A 20,151-nucleotide genomic window follows, 5' to 3' on the forward strand; every position below is an offset into this window, starting at 1 on the left:
CTGTCCATGACCACCCGCACCGAACGCGACACCTTTGGCCCCATCGAAGTCCCGGCCGACAAACTCTGGGGCGCGCAGACGCAGCGCTCGCTGCAGAACTTCGACATCTCTGGCGAGCAGCAGCCGCGCGAGATCATCAAGGCGCTGGCCCAGGTCAAGCGCGCCTCGGCCGTTGTCAACCAGGCGCTGGGCCTGCAGGACGCGCAGAAGACCGAGGCCATCGTGGCCGCTGCTGACGAGGTGATTGCTGGCAAACATCCCGGTGAGTTTCCGCTGGTGGTCTGGCAGACGGGCTCGGGCACGCAGACCAACATGAACGTCAATGAAGTGCTGGCCAACCGCGCGAGCGAACTCCTGGGCGGCGAGCGCGGAGAAGGCCGCCTGGTGCACCCCAACGACGACGTAAACCGCAGCCAGTCGAGCAACGACGTGTTCCCCACCGCCATGCACGTGGCCGCCGTGGAAGCCCTCACGCACCGCCTGCTGCCCGCCATTGCCAAGCTGCGCGCCACGCTGGCGAAGAAGGCGCAGGACTTCGACGGCATCGTCAAGATCGGCCGCACCCATCTGCAGGACGCCACCCCGCTCACGCTGGGCCAGGAGTTCTCGGGCTACGTGGCCCAGCTCGACCATGGCGAGCGCCATGTGCGCGCGGCGCTGCCCCACCTGTACGAGCTGGCGCTGGGCGGCACCGCCGTAGGTACGGGGCTGAACGCGCCCAAGGGCTATGCCGAGCAGGCCGCCGCCGAGCTGGCGCGCCTCACGGGTCTGCCTTTTGTCACCGCGCCGAACAAGTTCGAAGCCCTGGCGTCTGTGGATGCGCTGGTGTTTGCCCACGGCGCGCTCAAGACCCTCGCCGCCAGCATGATGAAGATCGCCAACGACGTGCGCTGGCTCGCCAGCGGCCCGCGCAGCGGCATTGGCGAACTCAGCATCCCCGAGAACGAACCCGGCTCGTCGATCATGCCCGGCAAGGTCAACCCCACCCAGAGCGAGGCGGTGACCATGCTGGCCGCCCAGGTGTTCGGCAACGACGTGGCCATCAACTTCGGCGGAGCCTCGGGCAACTTCGAGCTCAACGTGTTCCGCCCCATGGTAGCCCACAACTTTCTGCAGAGCGTGCGCCTGCTGGCCGACGGCATGGTGAGCTTCAACGACCAGTGCGCCGTGGGTATCGAGCCCAACCGCGAGCGCATCACCGAACTGGTGGATCGCTCGCTGATGCTGGTGACCGCGCTCAACACCCACATCGGCTACGACAAGGCCGCTTTCATCGCCAAGAAGGCGCACAAGGAAGGCACCAGCCTGCGCGAAGCGGCCGTGGCCTCGGGCCATGTGACGGGCGAGCAGTTCGACCAGTGGGTGGTGCCGGGCAATATGGTGGGGCGCTGAGGGCCAGCGCGGTGTGGCGTGGGTCAAAAAATCAAGAAAAAATGGCCGCCAGCGCTTGTCCAATAAGCGCAAGGTGCTATTGTTTTTGATAAACAGATCGCAAGGCTGCGCGCTATTCCTGCTGCGCCAGCGCTTCGAGTTGGTCTTGCTGGTAGACGACGATGCTGCGCTGGTGGATGCCGATGATGCCCTCGCGCTCCATCCACTTGAGCTCCACATTGATGCGCTGGCGTGAGCCTCCCAGCAGTTGTGCCAGCTCGTCCTGCACCAGTGCCAGCCCGATGGCCCCGCGCTGGCCCGGCACGGCCGCACGCTCGCCAAAGCGGCGCAGCACGTGCAGCAGCTGCTTGGCCAGCCGCGCGCGCAGGGGCAGGGTGGCCATGTCTTCCATCATCCAGTACAGGTAGCGCATGCGGCGCGCCTGCAGCGTGAGCAGCGCCTCGCCGAACTCGGGGTGTTCGCGCAGCAACTGGCGGAACACGCCCTCGGCCACGCTCAGCACCGTGGTGGGGCCGTGGGCGTGCGCGTCGTAGGTGTTGGGCCCCCGGTGCAGCACCTCGGCCTCGCCCACCCAGATGCCGGGCTCCACATAGGCCAGCGTCACCTGCTTGCCCGACGGCGTGGTGCGCCGAAACCGGATGGCGCCACTGGCACAGGCAAACCAGTCCTGCGCCAGATCACCCTGCTCCACGATCATCTGGCCGTGTGTGTAGCGCGTGATGCGGCCCAGCCGGAAGATGTCATGCCGCAGCGACGGCGTAAGCGCGGCGAACCAGCGGCCTCGGTTTATGGCTTCACGCTCCGGCTGGCTGAGGAACGGGCGTTGCAGGTGGTGGTCGGCCAGGGAATGGGTTGACTCTGGCAAGGCAATGGTGGCGGTGGGCATGGCGGCAGGCTGGAGTTGGGGGGCCGGCCTGTGCGCGGGGCCGGGCGGGAAGGCGGTGACAAGGCGCAGCATGCCAGTTTAGCGAGACAGCGCTCACCGCGATGGCCCTGCACGGCACTTGTGCGACACCCCAGCAGCACCATGCTTACGCTTTGGTGGTGGAGCGCGCCTTGTGCGGCTTGCGCAGAAACGCCAGCAGTCGGCGCTCCGCCGCGCTCAAGCCCCGTGGCGATGTGGTGCCGCCAATGTGATTCCACACCGCCTGCAGGCCGGGCCCCGCGTCAGATGCCAATCGTGTGCCCAGCTCCAGCACAGCCGGGTGCACGTACGACTTCTTGCACACGGCGGGCGTGTTGCCCAGCTGGCGCGCCACCTCGGCCAGAATGGCCTTGGCGTTGTAGCGCACGTTTTTATCGGCGGCGGTGGGGGCAACTGGTTGCGTACAGGCCAGGCGCGTCAGCTCCAGCGCCTGCGTGGTGCCGTGCCAGGTGCGAAAGTCCTTGGCAGTGAAATGATCACCTTCTGAGTCTGCAGCGCCGTGCGTGATCTCGCGCAGATAGTCGTTCACGTCGCCCGAGCCTACGGTGCGCAAACTACCGTCTTCGTCCTCGTATTGAAAGAGTTCCTGCCCCGGCAGTTGTTGGCAGCGTCGCACTACGCGGGCCACGCGCGGGTCGTCCAGCTCGACCTCTTGCAACACGCCGCTCTTGCCGCGAAATCGCAGCTTGAGCTGACTGCCTTTGAGTTGCACATGCCGCGTGCGCAGCGTGGTCAGGCCATACGAGCGGTTGGTGGCGGCGTATTCCTCATTGCCCACGCGCAGGTAGGTGGTGTCCAGCAGGCGCACCAGCGTGGCCAGCACCAGCGTGCGAGTCAGAGGCTGGCCGTTGCGGTGCGCTGCAAGGTCGCGCGCCACGCGGCTGCGCAGGCGCGGGAGCACGCGGCCAAACGCCTGCATGTGTTCGAACTTGCCCTCGTCGCGCTGAGCGCGCCACTGCGGGTGGTAACGGTATTGGCGCCGTCCGCGCGCGTCCAGCCCCGTGGCCTGCAGGTGCCCGTGGGGCAGGGGGCAAATCCACACGTCGGTATAAGCCGGTGGGATAGCCAGGCGTTTGATGCGGGCGACCTCGTCCGGGTCTTGCAGCCACTGGCCATCGGGCAAACGGTAGCGGAATGCCTTGGCGCCGCTGCGCACGCGGGTGAGGCCGGGCATGTCGGGTGTGACGTACACCAGGCCTCCGGGGAGCTTCTGGGGGCGGCTGGTGGGCCGGGGTGGCGCAGGTGCGCGGGGCGATGGGGGCGGGGCGGGCATCGGGGCGAACAGGTGAAAGTGGCCAGGGTGTGGCCCCGATCACACCCGTGCCCGGGCGGAGGTGCTGTAGGTGCGCTGCGTGCGTTGGGGTGAGACAGGGGCTGAATAGGCGGCCCGCCACACCACTATCTCGTGGTTAAAAATGGCCCCTGCGCATATTGGATAAGCTTCAATAGCTATTAAAAATGTAGCAATCTGCCCATCGGGCCAGGCTCACTCGGCCGCCGTCGGGTCCAGCGCAAAACCCACGCCGTACACCGAACGAATCCAGTCGCTGCCGTCTGCGCTGGCGGCCTTGAGTTTTTTGCGCAGATTCTTGATATGGCTGTCGATCGCGCGCTCGTTCACATCGAGGGTGTCTTCATAGGCCTGGTCCAGAAGCTGCGCGCGCGAGAAGATGCGCCCCTGCTGGCGTGCCAGCACTTGCAGCAGGCGGAACTCGCGCCGCGTCAGGCCCAGCGGCGTGCCGTGCAACGTGGCTTGCCAGTGCGATTCGTCCAGCATCAGCGCTGCGACCGTGGTGGTGGCTGCCGGTAGCTCCTGCGCGGCGGCGGTGCGGCGCAGCACGGCCTTGACGCGGGCCACCACCTCGCGCGGCGAAAACGGCTTGCAGATGTAGTCGTCCGCGCCCAGCTCCAGGCCGATGAGGCGGTCTACCTCTTCGACGCGGGCGGTCAGCATGATGATGGGGTGCTGGGTGTGGCGGCGCGCCTGGCGCAGGATTTCAAGCCCATCCAGGCCGGGCAGCATGATGTCCAGCAGCGTGAGGTCCGGCGGCGCGGCCAGCATGCTGGCGAGCGCCGCGCGGCCCTCGGCCTGGTGTTCCACGGTGTAGCCTGCGTGGCGCAGGTAGTCCACCACGATGGCGGCGATGTCGGGTTCGTCTTCGATGACGAGGATGCGGTGGCTCATGAGGGGTTGTCCAGCAGTGGCAGTTGCAGCGTGATGCGCAGGCCGCCCAGGGGTGAGGTGTCGGCCGTCAGCGTGCCGCCGTGCGCGAGCACGATGGCGCGGCAGATCGCCAGGCCCAGGCCCGAGCCGCCATGGTCGCGGTTGCGCGAGGTTTCTGCGCGGTACAGGCGGTCAAAGATGCGTGGCAGCTCGTGCGCGGGCACGCCGGGCGCGCTGTCGTCCAGCTGCACCTGCAGTTGGGCGGCTCCATCGGCCGGTGGCAACAGGCGTGCCGAGAGGCGCAGCAGGCCGCCCGCGTCGGTGTAACGCAGGCTGTTTTCCAGCAAGTTCAAGAACACCTGGTGCAGTTGCTGCGCATCGCCCCGCACCAGGGGTGCAGGCTGCGCCGGAACCTGCGTGGTCAGGGCGTCCAGGCCGGTGGTGTCCACGTCGATGCCCGCCTGCGCCAAGCGCGGGCGCATGGATGCGAGCGCCTCGTTCAGCAGCGACAGCGGGTGCACGGGCACCTGGGCCGAGGGCGCACTGGTGCCCGCCGCGTCCAGGCTGGCGCGCAGGTCGCCCACCAGCTGGATCAGGCGCATCACCTGCCGGTGCAGGCGCAGCGCGGTCTTGTCGTCAAACGGGCGGATGCCGTCCTGCACGGCCTCGATTTCGGCGCGCATGGCGGCCAGGGGGGTGCGCAGCTCGTGGGCTACGTCGCCCAGCCACTGGCGGCGGCTGGCCTCGATGCTGCTCAGTTGTTCGGCCATGGTGTTGAAGGTGCGGGCCAGCTGGGCCAGTTCGTCGTTGCCGTGCACGGGCACGCGGGTGTGCAGGTGGCCCTGCGCAATGCCGCGCGCGCCGGTGGCCAGCGCCTCGACGGGGGCCAGCCAGCGCCCTGCCAGCCAGCCCGACAGCAGCAGTGCCAGTGCCAGCCCGGCCAGGCCTGTCCATGCCACAAAGCCCAGGTGTTGCGCCAGAAAGGCCTGGTCGGCTTCGCTGCGCACACCCTGCGGAGGTGCCAGCACCAGCTGGCCGATGGTCTTGCCGTCGGCGCCGGTCAGGGCCAGGCGCGCGCCACCTGGCTGGGGCGCCGTGCCAGCCACCAGGTGTTGCTGTGCGTCCACCAGACCCAGGCGGGGGAACAGGTCGTCGGGGTGGCGTTGTGGGCCACCCGCGCCGCGCTCGCCCGGGGGCGGTCCGCCATCGGGGGGCGGTGGTGGGGGCTGCCGCATGCTGCGGTCCGCTGCCGGGTTGCCGTTCGCCAGTTCGGGGGGCGTGCCGGGCGAACCGCTCTGGTCGGTGGGCGGGGTGCCTTCTGCGCCTTGGGTGTTTGATCGGCGCAGGCCGCTGCCAGGGTGGCTGAGCTGGCCCCAGAGGCGGGGCTGGTTGCGCAGGGTCTCCCAACCGCCCGTCTGCGTGTGGTGGGCCTGCAGGCGCTCGGCCAGCCAGTCCATGCGGGCCAGTTCGATCTCTGCCACGTACGGCCCCAGGCCCCGCTGCAAGCCCAGCCGCGAAAAGCCTGCAAAGATCAACAACAAGGCCACCAGCAGGGCTGCCAGGGCGATGAAGGCTTTGCGGTGAAGGGTCAGGTGGGGCATCGATGGGGCTGCAGGACGGTCTAGCGGGCGGGGGGCGGGCCGCCTGCACCGCCGGGGCCGCCAGGCCCGCCTGCGGGCATGGCCACCAGGGTGCCACCCATTGTGCGGCATGTGCCTGCGAGCGATTTGCCGTCAGGCATGGTCAGCGTCACGCTGGCGCCTTCGGTCTTGCCCTTGCAGGCGGCATAGGCTTCGGGCGGCGGAGCGGGCGGCTCTTGCCGGCCCTGGGATTGCGCCAGCACGGGGGTGGCGGATGTAGCTGCCAGTACGGTCGCGAGGGTCATGCGGGCCAGCAAGTGGAGGCGAAGAGAGTGCAAAGTCATGGTGATTTTTCCGTCAGTGTTGTGGAGAAAAGCGTTCAACGAGTGGATTCGCCGCCAGAAACCGGCGCGGCCCAGGCCAGTGCACCCGTAGAACCGGCTTTGACGGGCCATCGGGTGCGTCCCCCTCCGGGGGATGGCGCCGAAGGCGACTCAAGGAGGGCTTTCAGTCAAGCCGCAATCGAGATCGTGATGCTGGCCGAGTACCCGCCGCCGCTGTTGGCCTGCATCGTGGTCATCTCCAGCGTGGTGCCATCGCTGAAGACGTTGTCGGTGGCAAAGGTGATGGAAGCCAGGTTGCGCACGCTGGCGCTGTAGCCGGAATTGGCGCTGTAGATGCTGCTGAGCAGCTCGGTGGGGAAGGCCAGCTGCGTGGTCTTGACCTTGTTGCGCGCATTGTTGGCCGACGCGAGCGTGGGGTAGATCTCCAGGTGCATGTGCGGCATGCGGCCCGCATAACAGCCGGGCACGACGGTGGTGAAGGTCACGGTGCCGCTGGCATCCGTGGCCTGCACGCCGCGCAGGTAGTTGTCGGCAATGTTGTTCGAGCTGTAGACCGAGTAGTTGCCGTCCTGCGTGCAGTGCCACAGGTAGATGGCGTAGCCTGATAGCGCTGCGCAGCTGGCGCTGGTGTTCGTCAGCGTGATGGTGATCGTCAGCGGCACGCCACTGACCTGCGTGGACGAGCCGATGGAGCTGCGGATGTCCGATCGCACGATGCCGCTGAGCGCCAGCACGTTGTAGGTGTTGTTGCTGGCCGTGGAGCCATCGGCGGGGTAGGGGCCTGCGGTTTCTTCGGGGACAACCGAGCAGGTGGTTGTGGTGCCTGTCCCCGTTCCGGTGCCTGTACCTGTGCCGGTGGTGTCGGTCGTGTCCGTGGTTTCGGTGTCTCCGCCCCCGCAGCCGAACAAGGTGGCCACGCCCAGGGAACCCAGGGCGTTCAGGGCAAAACGGCGGTTGGTGGGTGCCTGCGTGGCGGTGGCGAGGGGGGCGACGATGGCTTGGGCGGCGGTGCTGCGGTCCATGGATTTCTCCTGCAAGTGGGTATGGCCTGCACTGTGCCGCCCGATTGGGGAGAAATTTGGGAGCAGATATCGACCTAAATTGCTAACTTTTTTGTAGCTATAAATCGATGTGGGTTAAGCGATAGCGCTATTTTTCAATCAAATATAAGCAAAGAGGCCGCAATGGGCGGCCTCTTTCGGGGGCGGAGGGGGTGAGGGCGACCGTCAGTGGCGCGCGGGCGGTGTGGAATGCGCCATCAGGCGGTCTGTCAGGGCAATGGCCAACGCGCTGAGGAGGAACACCACATGAATGATGGTCTGCCACATCAGCACCTTGATGTCGTAGTTGGCGGCGTTGATGAAGGTCTTGAGCAGGTGGATCGAGCTGATGCCGATGATGGCGGTGGCCAGCTTGACCTTGAGTACCGAGGCGTTCACATGGCTCAGCCACTCGGGCTGGTCGGGGTGGTCTTCCAGGTGCAGGCGCGAGACGAAGGTTTCATAGCCCCCCACGATCACCATGATCAGCAGGTTCGAGATCATCACCACGTCGATCAGCGCCAGCACCACCAGCATGATGATGGTTTCGTTGAGCGAGGTCACCTCGAAGTCGCTCTTGTAGCCAATGCTGGAGACCAGGCTCTTGAGCGCGGTGGTGTTGCCAAAAGCGGCCTCGATCAGATGCACCAGCTCCACCCAGAAGTGGAAAACGTACACCGCCTGGGCCAGGATCAGGCCCAGGTACAGGGGCAGCTGCAGCCACCGGCTGGCAAAAATCAGCGAGGGCAGGGGACGCATGGGCGCCGGGGGGACGGGTTTTTTGGGGAGGGACATGAAATGAAGGGTGGATCTTGGGTCGCGCGATTTTAGGGGTGCCGCGTGACACCCCTCATCCGCAAGCGCTCTTCCGCCTGGTTGCAGGTGGCCTATTCTGTAAGCTTCGTGCCAGTCAGTGGCTTGTAAGTGCCACGGCCGACAGTACCGCCCAATTCCAATTCCATCAGACCCAGGAGACAACACCATGAGTGCGCCCACATCCGCCATCGAGTCCGTATTGGTTGAGAACCGCGTGTTCCCGCCCTCCGATGCGATCGTCAAAGCCGCCCGCGTGTCAGGCATGGCGGGCTACGATGCGCTGTGTGCCGAAGCCGAGAAGGACTTCGAAGGCTTCTGGGCGCGCCTGGCGCGCGAGAACGTGCAGTGGTCCAAGCCGTTCACGCGCACGCTGGATGAATCCAACGCACCGTTTTACCAGTGGTTTGCCGACGGCGAACTCAATGCCTCGGCCAACTGCCTGGACCGCCACATCGGCACGCCCACCGAGAACAAGACCGCCATCCTCTTTGAGGCCGACGATGGAACGGTCACCAAGATCACCTACAAAGAGTTGCTGGCCCGTGTGAGCCAGTTTGCCAACGCCCTGAAGGCCCATGGCGTGAGCAAGGGCGACCGGGTGCTGATCTATATGCCGATGACCATCGAAGGTGTGGTGGCGATGCAGGCCTGTGCCCGCATTGGCGCCACGCACAGCGTGGTGTTTGGCGGCTTCAGCGCCAAGGCGGTGCACGAGCGCATCATTGACGCGGGTGCCGTGGCCGTGATCACCGCCAATTACCAGATGCGGGGCGGCAAAGAGCTGCCGCTCAAAGCCATCATCGACGAAGCCCTGGCCATGGGCGGCTGCGACACCCTCCGCAATGTGTTTGTTTACCAGCGCACGGCCACGGCCTGCAACATGGTGGCCGGGCGCGACAAGACCTTTGCCGAAGCACTGGCAGGGCAAAGCACCGAATGCGCGCCGGTGGCCGTGGGTGCCGAGCATCCGCTGTTCATCCTCTACACCAGCGGCTCTACCGGCAAGCCCAAAGGCGTGCAGCACAGCACCGGCGGCTACCTGCTGTGGGCCAAGATGACCATGGACTGGACGTTCGACCTGCGTGCTGACGATGTGTTCTGGTGCACGGCCGACATCGGCTGGATCACGGGCCACACCTACGTCGCCTATGGCCCGCTGGCTGCAGGCGCCACGCAGATCATCTTTGAAGGCATTCCCACCTTCCCGAATGCCGGCCGCTTCTGGCAGATGATCGAGCGCCACAAGTGCACCATCTTCTACACAGCACCCACGGCCATCCGTTCGCTCATCAAGGCTGCGGAAGCTGACGAGGCGGTACACCCTGCACGCTCGGACCTGTCGAGCCTGCGCATCCTGGGCAGCGTGGGCGAGCCCATCAACCCCGAAGCCTGGATGTGGTACCACAAGAACGTGGGCGGCGAGCGTTGCCCCATCGTGGACACTTTCTGGCAGACCGAAACGGGCGGCCATGTCATCACGCCTCTGCCTGGCGCCACGCCGCTGGTGCCTGGCAGCTGCACGCTGCCCCTGCCCGGCATTACCGCTGCCATCGTGGACGAAATGGGCAACGATGTGCCCAACGGCTCGGGCGGCATCCTCGTCATCAAGCGCCCTTGGCCCAGCATGATCCGCACCATCTGGAACGACCCTGAGCGTTTCAAGAAGAGCTACTTCCCCGAAGAACTCAAGGGCTACTACCTGGCGGGGGATGGTGCGGTGCGCAGCGCCGATCGGGGCTACTTCCGCATCACTGGCCGCATCGATGACGTGCTGAACGTCTCGGGCCACCGCATGGGCACGATGGAGATCGAATCGGCCCTGGTCTCCAAGACCGACCTCGTCGCCGAGGCCGCTGTGGTGGGCCGCCCTGACGATGTGACCGGTGAAGCCATCTGCGCCTTCGTGGTGCTCAAGCGTTCCCGCCCCACGGGTGAAGAAGCCAAGCAGATTGCCAACGAACTGCGCAACTGGGTCGCCAAGGAAATCGGCCCCATCGCCAAGCCCAAGGACATCCGCTTTGGCGATAACCTGCCCAAGACCCGCAGCGGCAAGATCATGCGTCGGTTGCTGCGCAGCATCGCGAAGGGCGAGGCCATCACGCAGGACACCAGCACGTTGGAAAACCCCGCAATCCTGGATCAGTTGGCTCAGACCAACTGATCCAGAAGGTGCCGTGTAACGGCGCCAGCGCGCAGCGCTTGCGGGGTTTGGGGACACTCACGTCGCGTAGCGATGTGATGTGGCCACACAATCCCGTCGCTGGTCCTCCGCACTTGTGAGGCGCTCTCGGGCTCCTCTGCACGAATCGGCGCGCCGTGTGCATCTGCGGTCTCGGGCGGTCTGCGGCGTTGCAAAACCTCGCAATAGCTGCGGCTATTGCTGCGTTTTGCGCCTTGCAGTCCATCCCGATCCGCAGCGCACGCTTTCCGCTCGATTCGTGCAGAGAATCCCTAGGGCTCCGCGCCTCCCTAGTTCTCTTTGTAGGACACCGCCTGAAATCTCCCGCCTGCGGTCGGTGACGGCCCGTGCATGCGTTACAACGGCGCATGGCGCTTGCGGATCTTCGCCTGGGCGCTGCCTACAGGAGGTTTTCATGCATCTGCGTTCCATCGTTCTTTGGGTGACGGTTTTAGCCATTGCTGCACTCGCCGCCCTCAATTGGCCCGCTCTGGCCGCACCGTCCCTGGTATCGCTTGGCATTGTGGTCTTTGAGGCTCCGCTGGGGCTCATCATGTTGGGCCTTACGGGCTTGCTGGGCATCTTTTTTATCGTCTATGTCTTGTCGCTCCAGGGTTCGGTATTGATGGAGACGCGACGTCATACCAAGGAAATGCAGGTCCAGCGCGAACTGGCGGACAAGGCGGAAGCCTCGCGTTTTACGGAGTTGCGGGCTTTTCTGGATGCTCAGCACCAGCAGGCGCACGCCACTGTGCTGGCGCGGCTGGATGAACTGGAAGCGCACCTGGCAGCGCGTGCCACTGAGTCCGACAACTCCACCGCAGCGTATGTGGGGCAGCTTGAGCACCAGCTGCGAACGCGCGGGCTGGAGGCGGTGCCGGTCGTTTCTCGGGTGTGATCAGAGCGGCTCGCAGCTTTTCGTTGCTGTGTCCTGCAATTTGCCCGCGCCCTGAAAAGCAAAACAGGTTCTAGAAACTATAAAGGCCGCGTCACAGTGCGTGGCGCGGCCTTTCACCAAGGGGCTATGCCGCCCCCGGGGTGAGGTTGAGGCGATTTACTTCTGCGTCAGCACCCACGCAGCCAGCTTCTTGGCTTCTGCATCGTTGACCTGTGCGTTGGCAGGCATCGGAACTGGACCCCACACTCCCGCGCCGCCCTTGACGATCTTGGCGGCCAGCTTGTCCACAGCATCTTTCTGACCGGAGTATTTGGCAGCCACATCCTTGTACGAAGGGCCCACCAGCTTTTTGTCCACAGCGTGGCAAGCCATGCAGTTCTTCGAGGTTGCCAAGGCCAGATCGGCCATGGCGGGTGCCGCAACCGACAGCGTCATGGCAAGGGTGATCAGGGTACGCTTCATGGTGGGAATTCCTGTGGTTGAGTTACAGTTCTTTAATGGAATTGTAGTGGCTTGGGTTGACAGGGATTTGTCCGGGGTCAACCGGGCGGTTTCGGCCTTTTCTGGAGATCGCGATGTACCTGCTGGGTCTTTCACTGTTGCTTCTGGCATTGAAGTATTTCGAGGTTGGACCCGTGGCCGCCTGGTCCTGGTGGTGGGTGCTGGCGCCCTTTGGTGCCACGGCCTTATGGTGGGCCTGGGCTGATTCCACGGGATATACGAAACGTAAAGCCATGGAAAAGATGGAGCAACGCAAGCAGGACCGGATCAACAAGAACAAGGAAGCCCTGGGCATGCGCCCGCGCAAGCCTCGTTGACTCCAAGACTCTGCAGCCGCCGGTCTTCGCTCCGATCCTGGGGCGGGTATGGCAAGGTTGTGTCACAGAAAAGAGCCCATCATCGCTGCACGTGGCAAGACGGCCATCATTACGGGTGTCACCGGGCAGGATGGCGCCTATCTGGCAGCGTTTCTGCTGAACAAGGGTTACCAGGTCATAGGCACCCATCGACGCACCAGCAGTGTGAATACCTGGCGCCTTCAGGAGCTGGGCGTGATGGGCCATCCCCATTTGCTGCTGGTTGATTTTGATCTGACGGACCCCGGCTCTGCCATAGCACTTCTGCAAAAATTCCGTCCGGACGAGTTGTACAACCTGGCGGCACAGAGCTTTGTGGGAGCGAGTTTTGACGCTCCGACCACTACGGCGCTGGTCAATGGCCAAGGGGCATTGAATCTGCTGGAAGCTGTCCGGCTGGTGGACCCCCACATACGCTACTACCAGGCCAGTTCCTCAGAGATGTTCGGTGGGGTGGGTCAAACGCCGCAGTGCGAGTCCACCCCCTTTTGTCCGCGCAGCCCTTATGCGGTGTCCAAGCTGTTTGCCCACTGGATGACCATCAACTACCGGGAAGCTTACGGCATGTATGCCGTCAGCGGCATTCTGTTCAACCATGAAAGCCCCCTTCGGGGCAGTGAATTTGTGACACGCAAGATATCGAATGCGGTGGCCCGCATGGCCCATGGCGAAAGGGGGGTGCTCGAATTGGGTAACCTGGATGCGCGTCGCGACTGGGGTTTTGCGGCCGAGTACGTCGAAGGCATGTGGCAGATGATGCAAGCAGACAGGCCTGGTACCTACGTGCTGGCAACCGGCCGCCAGCAGACCGTGCGCGACTTTGTGCGTATGGCGTTCTCGATTACTGGCATATCCCTGGAGTTTGCGGGTGCCGCTGCTTCGGAAGTGGCCGTGGATGTGGGGACGGGGCGCGTTGTGGCGAGCGTGGATCCCAGTTTCTTTCGCCCTGCAGAGGTGGATATCCTGGTGGGCGACGCCTCCCGGGCCCGGGCCGAACTGGGTTGGGAGGCGCGCACCTCCGTAGAGCAGATCTGTCGAATGATGGTGGAAGCAGACTTGCGGCGCACTTATCCCGGGGCCCGATGATGGTGAACCACTACTGTGCGCCCTGCTGGCTGCTGTGTGAGGTGGCCCGATGAGGGTAGCTTTTGGCGTCAGCGTGCTGGCACGTTCTGTCCAGCAGGGTGGTGTGGATGGCATTGGTACCTACACCCGGGAGCTGATGGCTGCCATGCCGCCGTCAGCGCAACTGCAGCCCTATCTGTTCGATGCTCCGGCGAGCCTCTGGCAGGGCGCGACACCTGCGATGTCCTTTGGACCTTTTGCGCGGCAGGCCCTGGCCGCCACGCTGCCGGGGGTGGACTTTGGCAGGGTGCGCCGCGCGCTCTGCGCGGGGATTGATGTCATCCATGCCACCGACCATCTGGTTCCGCGCTTGCGTGGAACGCCGGTGGTGGCGACGATTTTTGATGCGATCCCGCTCTCTCACCCCGAGTGGGTCCGATACCGGTTCAAGGGCCTGAAAAACGAATTGTGGCGGCGTACTGCGTTCTGGGCGCAGCAGGTCATCACGATTTCCAATTACTCCCGCCAGGAGATCGCTACGCACTTCCGCCTGCCCGAAGAGCGGATCACTGCCATTCCTCTGGGTGTAGGTTCGCAGTGGTTTGCTCCGGTCGATGAGTCCGTGGAAAAAGCCGTGCGGGATCGGCATGCATTGCCAGACCGCTATTTTGTGAGCGTCGGTACCCTGCAGCCGCGCAAGAACATCAGCCGCCTGCTTTTGGCCCACGCCAGCCTGCCCGAGCCTCTGCAGCGGCAGTTTCCGTTGGTGGTGGTCGGCAAACCGGGCTGGGGGTGCGAAGACGTTGTCGCCCAATTCACCGGGGGCGCGCTCAAACATGTCCGCTGGCTGCAGCACTTGCCGGATGCTGATCTTCAGGTGGTTATCAAGCGTGCGACGGCCTTGGTGTTCCCGTCGCTCCACGAGGGATTCGGACTGCCGGTTCTGGAAGCCTTTGCGGCGGGGGTGCCGGTGGTGGCGTCCAACACGACCTCCATCCCGGAGGTTGCGGGGGATGCGGCCTTGCTGATTGATCCTCTGCGCATCGACGAACTCGCGGACGCGATGCGCCGAGTTGCCGAGAACTCAGAACTGGCGGGCCAACTGGTTGCGCGCGGGCGTGATCGCGTGCGCGCTTTCACCTGGCAAGCGTGCGCAGAAAAAACCCTGCGCGTCTACGAGTCGATGGCTTGATATTGCTGTGATGGCTCATTCAACCGCCAATCCCCTCGTGTCTGCGCGTCAGAGGCAAGTTCAATTGTTGGGGCTTGACATCTGGAGCGCCATGGTGGCGTGGCGCTTCTGGTGTTTTATGGGCTGGAACGATGTCGCCAAGCAGTATCGGCGGACCTTTCTGGGGCCTGTCTGGATTACGCTGCACACGGCCATTTTCATCGTTGCATTTGGCTTGATCGGCGCCCAACTGTTCAAGTACCCGGCCGAGTGGTACCTGCCGTATTTTTGTGCTGGGCATGTGCTGTTCGGGTATTTCAGTGCGCTGATCAACGAGGGCTGCTTGACCTATATCGGCTCGGACGCGTTTTTGAAGCAGACGCCTTACCCCAAGATGGCGTTTGTGTTCCGCACCGTGTTTCGATGCTCCATCCTGATGCTGCACAGCGCTGTTATTGTGTTGGCCGTCTTGTGGTGGGCGGGGCGGCTGGGGGCTGTGCAGTGGGGGGCGCTGCTTGGCGCCACCGCCCTGACATTGCTGGCTGCTAGTTTTGTGGTTGCCATTCTGGGGGGGCTTGCGGCCCGATTTCGTGACGTGACGGTGGCCCTGGGCAGCCTGATGCAGGTCAGTTTTTTTGTGACCCCCGTGCTTTGGGTGCCTGACCAGCTGACCGAACGTGCACAGTGGGTGGTGCGCCTGAATCCATTGGCGCTTTTCCTGGACCTGACGCGCAGCCCCTTGATGGGAGAGGTCCCCGCCCTGCAGACCTGGGGTGCCGCAGTGGGGGTGGTCTTGCTGTTGGGTTTGATTTTCTTTTGGCAGTACGTCGCGATTCGGCGGCGGATTGTGTACTGGCTGTAGGCGCCGCCACCCTTCGGTATCCCAAGATGGCCCATATCCAGTTGTCCAACGTATCCATCGACTTTCCCGTGTTCACTACGCGGTCACGGGGCCTGCTCAATACGGTGCTGGGGCTTCCTATGCGTGACAAGGCCCGTGTGGAGGCCAGCGGTTTGCGGCAGGTCAGCGTGCATGCGTTGCGTGATGTGAGCCTGTTGCTGCGTCCGGGGGATCGGGTCGGCCTGATTGGTTCGAACGGCGCTGGCAAAACCACGCTGCTGCGCGTGCTCTCGGGCGTCTATGAGCCCACGCAAGGCGAGCTGTCCTTCAGTGGCCGGATTGCAGCGCTCACAGACATCATGCTGGGCATGGATGTCGATGCCACTGGGTACGACAACATCATCATGCGGGGCATCGTGATGGGTCTGACGCGCAAGCAGGCGATGGGCCTCATACCCTCGGTAGAGGCATTCACACAGCTGGGCGAGCATCTTCAGTTGCCGGTCAGGACGTACTCACAGGGTATGCTGCTACGCTTGGCGTTTGCCGTTTCCACGAGCGTGGTTCCCGATATTCTGCTCATGGACGAGATGATTGGTGCTGGTGATGCGAAGTTTTTCAGCCAGGCCAAGGAGCGCATCAACGGGCTGATCGAGCAGGTCTCCATTCTGGTGCTGGCATCCCATAACGAGGTCATTCTCAAGAGCTTTTGCAACCGAGCGTTGGTCCTTAAAGATGGATGCGTGGTGATGGATGGCAGTGTGGACGATGCCTTGGCGTTTCACAACATCCAGCAAGGAGTTTCGCCATGAGACTGGCATGCATTGGCCCCGCAGAGGTATTGGACGCCATTTCGTCCATGGGGCGAACCGAAGATGTGAGCTGGTCGCCCGACGGACGTCGTGTGGCGCTTGCTGCCATCACCCTCGACAGGGTGCTGGTCGTGGGGATGGACTGCCAGTTTGAAAACGGGCAGAAGGTGCTCTACCTGACGGATGCCGTGGAGGTCGCGTCCACCAGCCTCCAGCGCCCTCATGGCCTGTGCTGGATCAGCAACAGCATCATCGCGGTCGCGAGCCGGGAGGGCAATGTATCGCTGTTCGACATTCCCCCGGCGGATGGTCTGACCGCGTTGCACACGTTGGAGCCCCTGTCCGTGATCGGCAAGCAGGAGACGGAGCTCCTGAGCACCCCAGGAAGCCTGTGCGCACGGGATCTGGGCGCAGGCTTGCACGAGCTGTGGGTGTGCAACGGCTTTTCCCATTACGTGACCCATCACCTGCTGAACGCTGCTGCCGGTTTTTCCCATCTGGATGCGCAGCTTCTCATGCAGCACGGGCTGGAGGTTCCGGATGGTGTGGCGCTGGACCTCAATGCTGAATGGGTGGCGGTCAGCAACCACGACCGCCACATTGTCGCGCTCTACCGCAACGATGAGTTCCTTGCGCCTGGCAACGCGCCTGCTGCACAACTGCGTGGCGTCAGCTACCCCCATGGGCTGTGTTTCCTGGCGGGCGGGCGCATTCTTCTGGTGGCGGATGCTGGCGCCCCCCATGTGGCCGTGTTTCACCGGGCTCCTTCCGGGTGGTGCAGCCTGGCCGAACCGAATGCCGTGTTCCGCGTGCTGGATGACGCTGTGTTTGAGCGGGGGCACCACAACCCGCGCGAGGGTGGTCCCAAGGGCATCGATGTGCATGAGCCCTGGGGCCTGATGGTGACCACCTGTGCAGAGCAGCCTCTGGCCATTTTCGACATCCTCGACATCGCGGCTGGTGTGGAAGCCTCGGCGCCAGAAGATGCGGTGAACCCAGGCTCGCCCAGTGCCTCACCTGCAGACCGTACACGGGTGACCGTACTTCGGCTGGTGCGGGATGTAGCGGCCCGTGAGGCCGCCGTGACGGCGGCCGTGCGAAAGGAAGTGGGATTGATGCGCGCAAGCTGGTCCTGGCGTGTGACCGCACCATTGAGAGCTTTGGCAGGCGGCTGGATCCGGTGGCGGTCGAGGCGGCGCGGGTTTTAAGACGCAAGTCACGCGGGGGCACACAACGCGGATGCCATGGTCTTTGCAGCAAAAAAAAGCCCGCCGGGAGCGGCGGGCTTTTGCTTTTTGAAAGCGCTGGACTTCAATACGCGTCGAGCACCGCACCCTTGCTGGCGCTCGATGCATTGAACGCGAACTTGGCCTGCACCCCGCGCGTGTAACGCGGTGCGGGGGCCGTCCAGGCTGCGCGGCGCTTGGCGATCTCTTCTTCGCTCACGTTCAGCTCCAGCAGCAGTTGGCGTGCGTCGATGGTGATGCTGTCGCCTTCGTTCACGAAGGCGATGGTGCCACCGGCTGCCGCTTCGGGCGCCACGTGGCCGACCACCATGCCCCAGGTGCCGCCCGAGAAGCGGCCGTCGGTGATCAGGCCCACGCTTTCACCCAGGCCAGCACCAATCAGCGCGCCAGTGGGGGCCAGCATTTCGGGCATGCCGGGGCCGCCCTTGGGGCCCAAATAGCGCAGCACCATCACGTCCCCCGCCTTGATCTTGCCGGCCAGGATGGCTTCCAGTGCCGATTGTTCGTCGTCAAACACGCGGGCCGGTCCGGTGATCACGGGGTTCTTCAGGCCCGTGATCTTGGCCACAGCGCCCTCGGGGCTCAGGTTGCCTTTGAGGATGGCCAGGTGGCCTTGGGCGTACATCGGGTTGCTGATGGGGCGGATCACGTCCTGGTCGGCGCGGGGCTCGTCCGGCACATCCTTGAGCACTTCGGCAATCGTCTTGCCTTCGATGGTGATGCAGTCGCCATGCAGCAGGCCTGCGTTCAGCAAGATCTTCATGACCTGCGGGATGCCGCCTGCGCGGTGCAGGTCCACAGCCAGGTATTTGCCGCTGGGCTTGAGGTCGCACAGCACGGGGGTCTTCACGCGCACGCGTTCGAAGTCGTCAATGGTCCATTCCACGCCCGCTGCGTGGGCAATGGCCAGGAAGTGCAGCACCGCGTTGGTGGAGCCACCCGTGGCCATGATGACGGCCACGGCGTTCTCGATGGACTTCTTGGTCACGATGTCGCGCGGCTTCAGGTCCATCTTGATGGCCTCGATCAGCACCTTGGCCGATTCCTTGGCCGAGTTCATCTTTTCGTCGTGCGGGTTGGCCATGGTGGACGAGTAGGGCAGGCTGATGCCCAGGGCCTCGAACGCGCTGGACATGGTGTTCGCGGTGTACATGCCGCCGCACGAGCCGGTGCCGGGGATGGCGCGCTTCTCGATTTCCTTCAGGTCAAAGTCGCTCATCTTGCCGGCGGCGTTCTCGCCCACGGCCTCGAACACGCTCACGATATTCAGGTCCTTGCCCTGGTAGTGGCCAGGCAGGATGGTGCCGCCATACACGTAGATGGCGGGCACATTGGCGCGCAGCATGCCCATCAGGCCGCCCGGCATGTTCTTGTCGCAGCCGCCTACCACCAGCACGCCGTCCATCCACTGACCGCCCACGCAGGTCTCGATGCAGTCGCTAATGACTTCACGGCTCACCAGGCTGTATTTCATGCCTTCGGTGCCCATGGCCATGCCGTCGCTGATGGTGGGGGTGCCGAATACCTGGGCGTTGCCACCGGCTTCCTCGATACCTGCGATGGCCGCGTCTGCCAGCTTTTGCAGGCCGCTGTTGCAGGGCGTGATGGTGCTGTGGCCGTTGGCCACGCCCACCATGGGTTTCACGAAGTCGCCTTCCTCGTAGCCCATGGCGTAGTACATGGAGCGGTTGGGTGCGCGCGACTTGCCCTGGGTGATGTTGGCGCTGCGGCGGTTGATGGGCTGGATCGGGATGACTTTGTTGTCTGCCATGGTGTGTTTTCCTTCGTGGAGCGAATCTTGTGGGTGGAGAAACTTTTCGCAGCCGCGAGTATGCGGCGATTGGTGGGCGCCATCCAATCCATTTGTACAGGGCGATTAATATGTACAGCATATGAAAGAGCCATTCATTGATATGCGTTTGTGGCGGCAGTTTGCCGCAGTGGCTGAGGAGCTGCACTTTGGCCGCGCGGCGCAGCGCCTGCACATGACACAACCGCCGCTCACGCAGGCCATCGCCGGGCTGGAGCGCACGCTGGGCCTTCAACTGTTCGACCGCACCAAACGCAGCGTGCAGCTCACTCCGGCCGGGGCTGCCCTGTTGCCGCAGGTGCTGGATTTGCTCGACCGCGCCCAGGCACTCCCTGCACAGGCGCGCGCGGCGGCAGCGGGCGAGGTGGGGCGGCTGCGTCTGGCGTTTGTCTCGACCGTGGGTTTTGGGATGCTGCCGCAGTGGGTGCTAGCCTTCCGGGCCCAGTGGCCCGGGGTGCGGCTTGAATTGATCGAGGCGACGGGCGACGTGCAACTTCAGGCGCTGGAGCGGGGGGAGATTGATGCCGGGCTGCTTTTGCACACGCCCGGCCAGGCGCCACCTGCCCTGCGAAGCCTGTGTGTGGCGCAAGAGCCGCTGGTGCTTGCGCTGCCTGAGCTTCACCCGCTGGCGCGCACGCCCACCGTCCGGTTCTCTGACCTGCTGCGGGAGCCTCTGGTGATTTTCCCCCGCCCGATCCTGCCATCGCTGTACGACGCGATCGTGGCGCTGTACCACGCAGCGGGGCAGGTGCCGCAGGTGGCCCAGGAGGCCATCCAGATGCAGACCATCGTCAACCTGGTGTCGGCCGACCTGGGGCTGGCCTGGGTGCCTGCCAGCGTGCAACAGTTTCAGCGGCCGGGCGTTGTCTACCGGCAGCTGGGCGGCAAGTCTCCCCTGGCGCCCGTGTGCGAAACCAGCCTGGTCTGGGGCGCCACTGTGCCGCCCGCACTGGCCCGGTGGATCGACTTTGTGGCCCATGAGGTGCAGGCCAGCGCCCTGAAAGGGTAGT

General features: G+C 64.3%; 19 protein-coding genes. 10 read left to right on the top strand and 9 right to left on the bottom strand.

The window, feature by feature from the left end:
• Positions 1-6: 6 nt before the first annotated feature.
• Complete coding sequence (gene fumC, locus C8C94_RS02550) at positions 7-1,392, top strand: class II fumarate hydratase (protein ID WP_121419602.1); 1,386 nt, start codon at positions 7-9, stop codon at positions 1,390-1,392.
• Positions 1,393-1,504: 112 nt separating this feature from the next.
• Here the strand turns inward: fumC and C8C94_RS02555 are convergent, their stop codons facing one another.
• From C8C94_RS02555 to C8C94_RS02585, 7 genes are all read right to left on the bottom strand, one after another.
• Complete coding sequence (locus C8C94_RS02555; RefSeq protein WP_121422654.1) at positions 1,505-2,278, bottom strand: Crp/Fnr family transcriptional regulator; 774 nt, start codon at positions 2,276-2,278, stop codon at positions 1,505-1,507.
• A 145-nt stretch (positions 2,279-2,423) separates the two neighbouring features.
• The gene (locus C8C94_RS02560) at positions 2,424-3,590 is read right to left on the bottom strand and encodes a DNA topoisomerase IB (RefSeq protein WP_121419603.1); all 1,167 of its coding nucleotides are present in this window, start codon (positions 3,588-3,590) and stop codon (positions 2,424-2,426) included.
• Positions 3,591-3,803: 213 nt separating this feature from the next.
• Positions 3,804-4,502 (bottom strand): response regulator, encoded by a 699-nt coding sequence (locus C8C94_RS02565; protein ID WP_121419604.1) that lies wholly within the window; start codon positions 4,500-4,502, stop codon positions 3,804-3,806.
• A complete protein-coding gene (locus C8C94_RS02570; RefSeq protein ID WP_121419605.1) occupies positions 4,499-6,082 on the bottom strand; it encodes an ATP-binding protein in 1,584 nt (527 codons plus the stop codon). The genes C8C94_RS02565 and C8C94_RS02570 overlap by 4 nt, the downstream gene beginning before the upstream one ends.
• A 20-nt stretch (positions 6,083-6,102) precedes the next feature.
• Positions 6,103-6,405, bottom strand: a complete 303-nt coding sequence (locus C8C94_RS02575) for a hypothetical protein (RefSeq protein WP_233573368.1) — start codon at positions 6,403-6,405, stop codon at positions 6,103-6,105.
• Between the two features lie 167 nt (positions 6,406-6,572).
• Positions 6,573-7,427, bottom strand: coding sequence for an intradiol ring-cleavage dioxygenase (locus tag C8C94_RS02580; protein WP_121419606.1), 855 nt, complete (start codon positions 7,425-7,427; stop codon positions 6,573-6,575).
• Positions 7,428-7,631: 204 nt separating this feature from the next.
• Complete coding sequence (locus tag C8C94_RS02585; RefSeq protein WP_218135473.1) at positions 7,632-8,204, bottom strand: TIGR00645 family protein; 573 nt, start codon at positions 8,202-8,204, stop codon at positions 7,632-7,634.
• A 223-nt stretch (positions 8,205-8,427) separates the two neighbouring features.
• Between C8C94_RS02585 and acs the strand changes: the two genes are divergently transcribed.
• Both acs and C8C94_RS02595 read left to right on the top strand, forming a co-directional pair.
• Positions 8,428-10,422 carry an acetate--CoA ligase gene (gene acs, locus C8C94_RS02590; protein ID WP_121419607.1) on the top strand — a complete coding sequence of 665 codons (1,995 nt, stop codon included), beginning with the start codon at positions 8,428-8,430 and terminating at the stop codon, positions 10,420-10,422.
• A 433-nt stretch (positions 10,423-10,855) separates the two neighbouring features.
• A complete protein-coding gene (locus C8C94_RS02595; protein ID WP_055400488.1) occupies positions 10,856-11,338 on the top strand; it encodes a hypothetical protein in 483 nt (160 codons plus the stop codon).
• A 156-nt stretch (positions 11,339-11,494) separates the two neighbouring features.
• On the opposite strand, the gene C8C94_RS02600 is transcribed toward C8C94_RS02595, so the two are convergent.
• Positions 11,495-11,800, bottom strand: coding sequence for a c-type cytochrome (locus C8C94_RS02600; RefSeq protein ID WP_055400490.1), 306 nt, complete (start codon positions 11,798-11,800; stop codon positions 11,495-11,497).
• A gap of 113 nt (positions 11,801-11,913) precedes the next feature.
• Here C8C94_RS02600 and C8C94_RS02605 point away from each other — a divergent pair, with 113 nt between their 5' ends.
• The 6 genes from C8C94_RS02605 to C8C94_RS02630 are packed head-to-tail and all read left to right on the top strand — an operon-like array spanning position 11,914 to position 17,292.
• Positions 11,914-12,156: a TIGR04438 family Trp-rich protein gene (locus C8C94_RS02605; protein ID WP_055400492.1), complete on the top strand. Its 243-nt coding sequence runs from the start codon at positions 11,914-11,916 to the stop codon at positions 12,154-12,156.
• A 48-nt stretch (positions 12,157-12,204) separates the two neighbouring features.
• A complete protein-coding gene (gmd, locus tag C8C94_RS02610; protein WP_121419608.1) occupies positions 12,205-13,281 on the top strand; it encodes a GDP-mannose 4,6-dehydratase in 1,077 nt (358 codons plus the stop codon).
• A 49-nt stretch (positions 13,282-13,330) separates the two neighbouring features.
• Entirely contained in the window at positions 13,331-14,452 is a 1,122-nt protein-coding gene (locus tag C8C94_RS02615; RefSeq protein ID WP_121419609.1) for a glycosyltransferase family 1 protein, read from the top strand.
• On the top strand, positions 14,367-15,293 hold the full coding sequence (locus C8C94_RS02620) for an ABC transporter permease (RefSeq protein WP_147433215.1): 927 nt from the start codon (positions 14,367-14,369) through the stop codon (positions 15,291-15,293). Before C8C94_RS02615 ends, C8C94_RS02620 begins: the two co-directional genes overlap by 86 nt.
• A 26-nt stretch (positions 15,294-15,319) precedes the next feature.
• Entirely contained in the window at positions 15,320-16,084 is a 765-nt protein-coding gene (locus tag C8C94_RS02625; RefSeq protein ID WP_121419611.1) for an ABC transporter ATP-binding protein, read from the top strand.
• A complete protein-coding gene (locus C8C94_RS02630) occupies positions 16,081-17,292 on the top strand; it encodes a hypothetical protein (RefSeq protein WP_121419612.1) in 1,212 nt (403 codons plus the stop codon). Before C8C94_RS02625 ends, C8C94_RS02630 begins: the two co-directional genes overlap by 4 nt.
• Positions 17,293-17,395: 103 nt before the next feature.
• Here C8C94_RS02630 and ilvD read toward each other — a convergent pair whose 3' ends face one another.
• The gene (ilvD, locus tag C8C94_RS02635; protein WP_121419613.1) at positions 17,396-19,102 is read right to left on the bottom strand and encodes a dihydroxy-acid dehydratase; all 1,707 of its coding nucleotides are present in this window, start codon (positions 19,100-19,102) and stop codon (positions 17,396-17,398) included.
• Positions 19,103-19,223: 121 nt separating this feature from the next.
• Between ilvD and C8C94_RS02640 the strand changes: the two genes are divergently transcribed.
• Positions 19,224-20,150 carry a LysR family transcriptional regulator gene (locus C8C94_RS02640; RefSeq protein ID WP_121419614.1) on the top strand — a complete coding sequence of 309 codons (927 nt, stop codon included), beginning with the start codon at positions 19,224-19,226 and terminating at the stop codon, positions 20,148-20,150.
• Position 20,151 lies beyond the last annotated feature (1 nt).

This window comes from Acidovorax sp. 94 (assembly GCF_003634645.1).
In the GTDB taxonomy this organism is placed as follows: Bacteria; Pseudomonadota; Gammaproteobacteria; order Burkholderiales; family Burkholderiaceae_C; genus Acidovorax; species Acidovorax facilis.

Excerpts from the sequence above, each read along its gene's own strand:
- fumC (WP_121419602.1), top strand. The coding sequence starts at position 7 with ATGACCACCCGCACCGAACGCGACACCTTTGGCCCCATCGAAGTCCCG.
- C8C94_RS02555 (WP_121422654.1), bottom strand. The coding sequence starts at position 2,278 with ATGCCCACCGCCACCATTGCCTTGCCAGAGTCAACCCATTCCCTGGCC.
- C8C94_RS02560 (WP_121419603.1), bottom strand. The coding sequence starts at position 3,590 with ATGCCCGCCCCGCCCCCATCGCCCCGCGCACCTGCGCCACCCCGGCCC.
- C8C94_RS02565 (WP_121419604.1), bottom strand. The coding sequence starts at position 4,502 with ATGAGCCACCGCATCCTCGTCATCGAAGACGAACCCGACATCGCCGCC.
- C8C94_RS02570 (WP_121419605.1), bottom strand. The coding sequence starts at position 6,082 with ATGCCCCACCTGACCCTTCACCGCAAAGCCTTCATCGCCCTGGCAGCC.
- C8C94_RS02575 (WP_233573368.1), bottom strand. The coding sequence starts at position 6,405 with ATGACTTTGCACTCTCTTCGCCTCCACTTGCTGGCCCGCATGACCCTC.
- C8C94_RS02580 (WP_121419606.1), bottom strand. The coding sequence starts at position 7,427 with ATGGACCGCAGCACCGCCGCCCAAGCCATCGTCGCCCCCCTCGCCACC.
- C8C94_RS02585 (WP_218135473.1), bottom strand. The coding sequence starts at position 8,204 with ATGCGTCCCCTGCCCTCGCTGATTTTTGCCAGCCGGTGGCTGCAGCTG.
- acs (WP_121419607.1), top strand. The coding sequence starts at position 8,428 with ATGAGTGCGCCCACATCCGCCATCGAGTCCGTATTGGTTGAGAACCGC.
- C8C94_RS02595 (WP_055400488.1), top strand. The coding sequence starts at position 10,856 with ATGCATCTGCGTTCCATCGTTCTTTGGGTGACGGTTTTAGCCATTGCT.
- C8C94_RS02600 (WP_055400490.1), bottom strand. The coding sequence starts at position 11,800 with ATGAAGCGTACCCTGATCACCCTTGCCATGACGCTGTCGGTTGCGGCA.
- C8C94_RS02605 (WP_055400492.1), top strand. The coding sequence starts at position 11,914 with ATGTACCTGCTGGGTCTTTCACTGTTGCTTCTGGCATTGAAGTATTTC.
- gmd (WP_121419608.1), top strand. The coding sequence starts at position 12,205 with ATGGCAAGGTTGTGTCACAGAAAAGAGCCCATCATCGCTGCACGTGGC.
- C8C94_RS02615 (WP_121419609.1), top strand. The coding sequence starts at position 13,331 with ATGAGGGTAGCTTTTGGCGTCAGCGTGCTGGCACGTTCTGTCCAGCAG.
- C8C94_RS02625 (WP_121419611.1), top strand. The coding sequence starts at position 15,320 with ATGGCCCATATCCAGTTGTCCAACGTATCCATCGACTTTCCCGTGTTC.
- C8C94_RS02630 (WP_121419612.1), top strand. The coding sequence starts at position 16,081 with ATGAGACTGGCATGCATTGGCCCCGCAGAGGTATTGGACGCCATTTCG.
- ilvD (WP_121419613.1), bottom strand. The coding sequence starts at position 19,102 with ATGGCAGACAACAAAGTCATCCCGATCCAGCCCATCAACCGCCGCAGC.
- C8C94_RS02640 (WP_121419614.1), top strand. The coding sequence starts at position 19,224 with ATGAAAGAGCCATTCATTGATATGCGTTTGTGGCGGCAGTTTGCCGCA.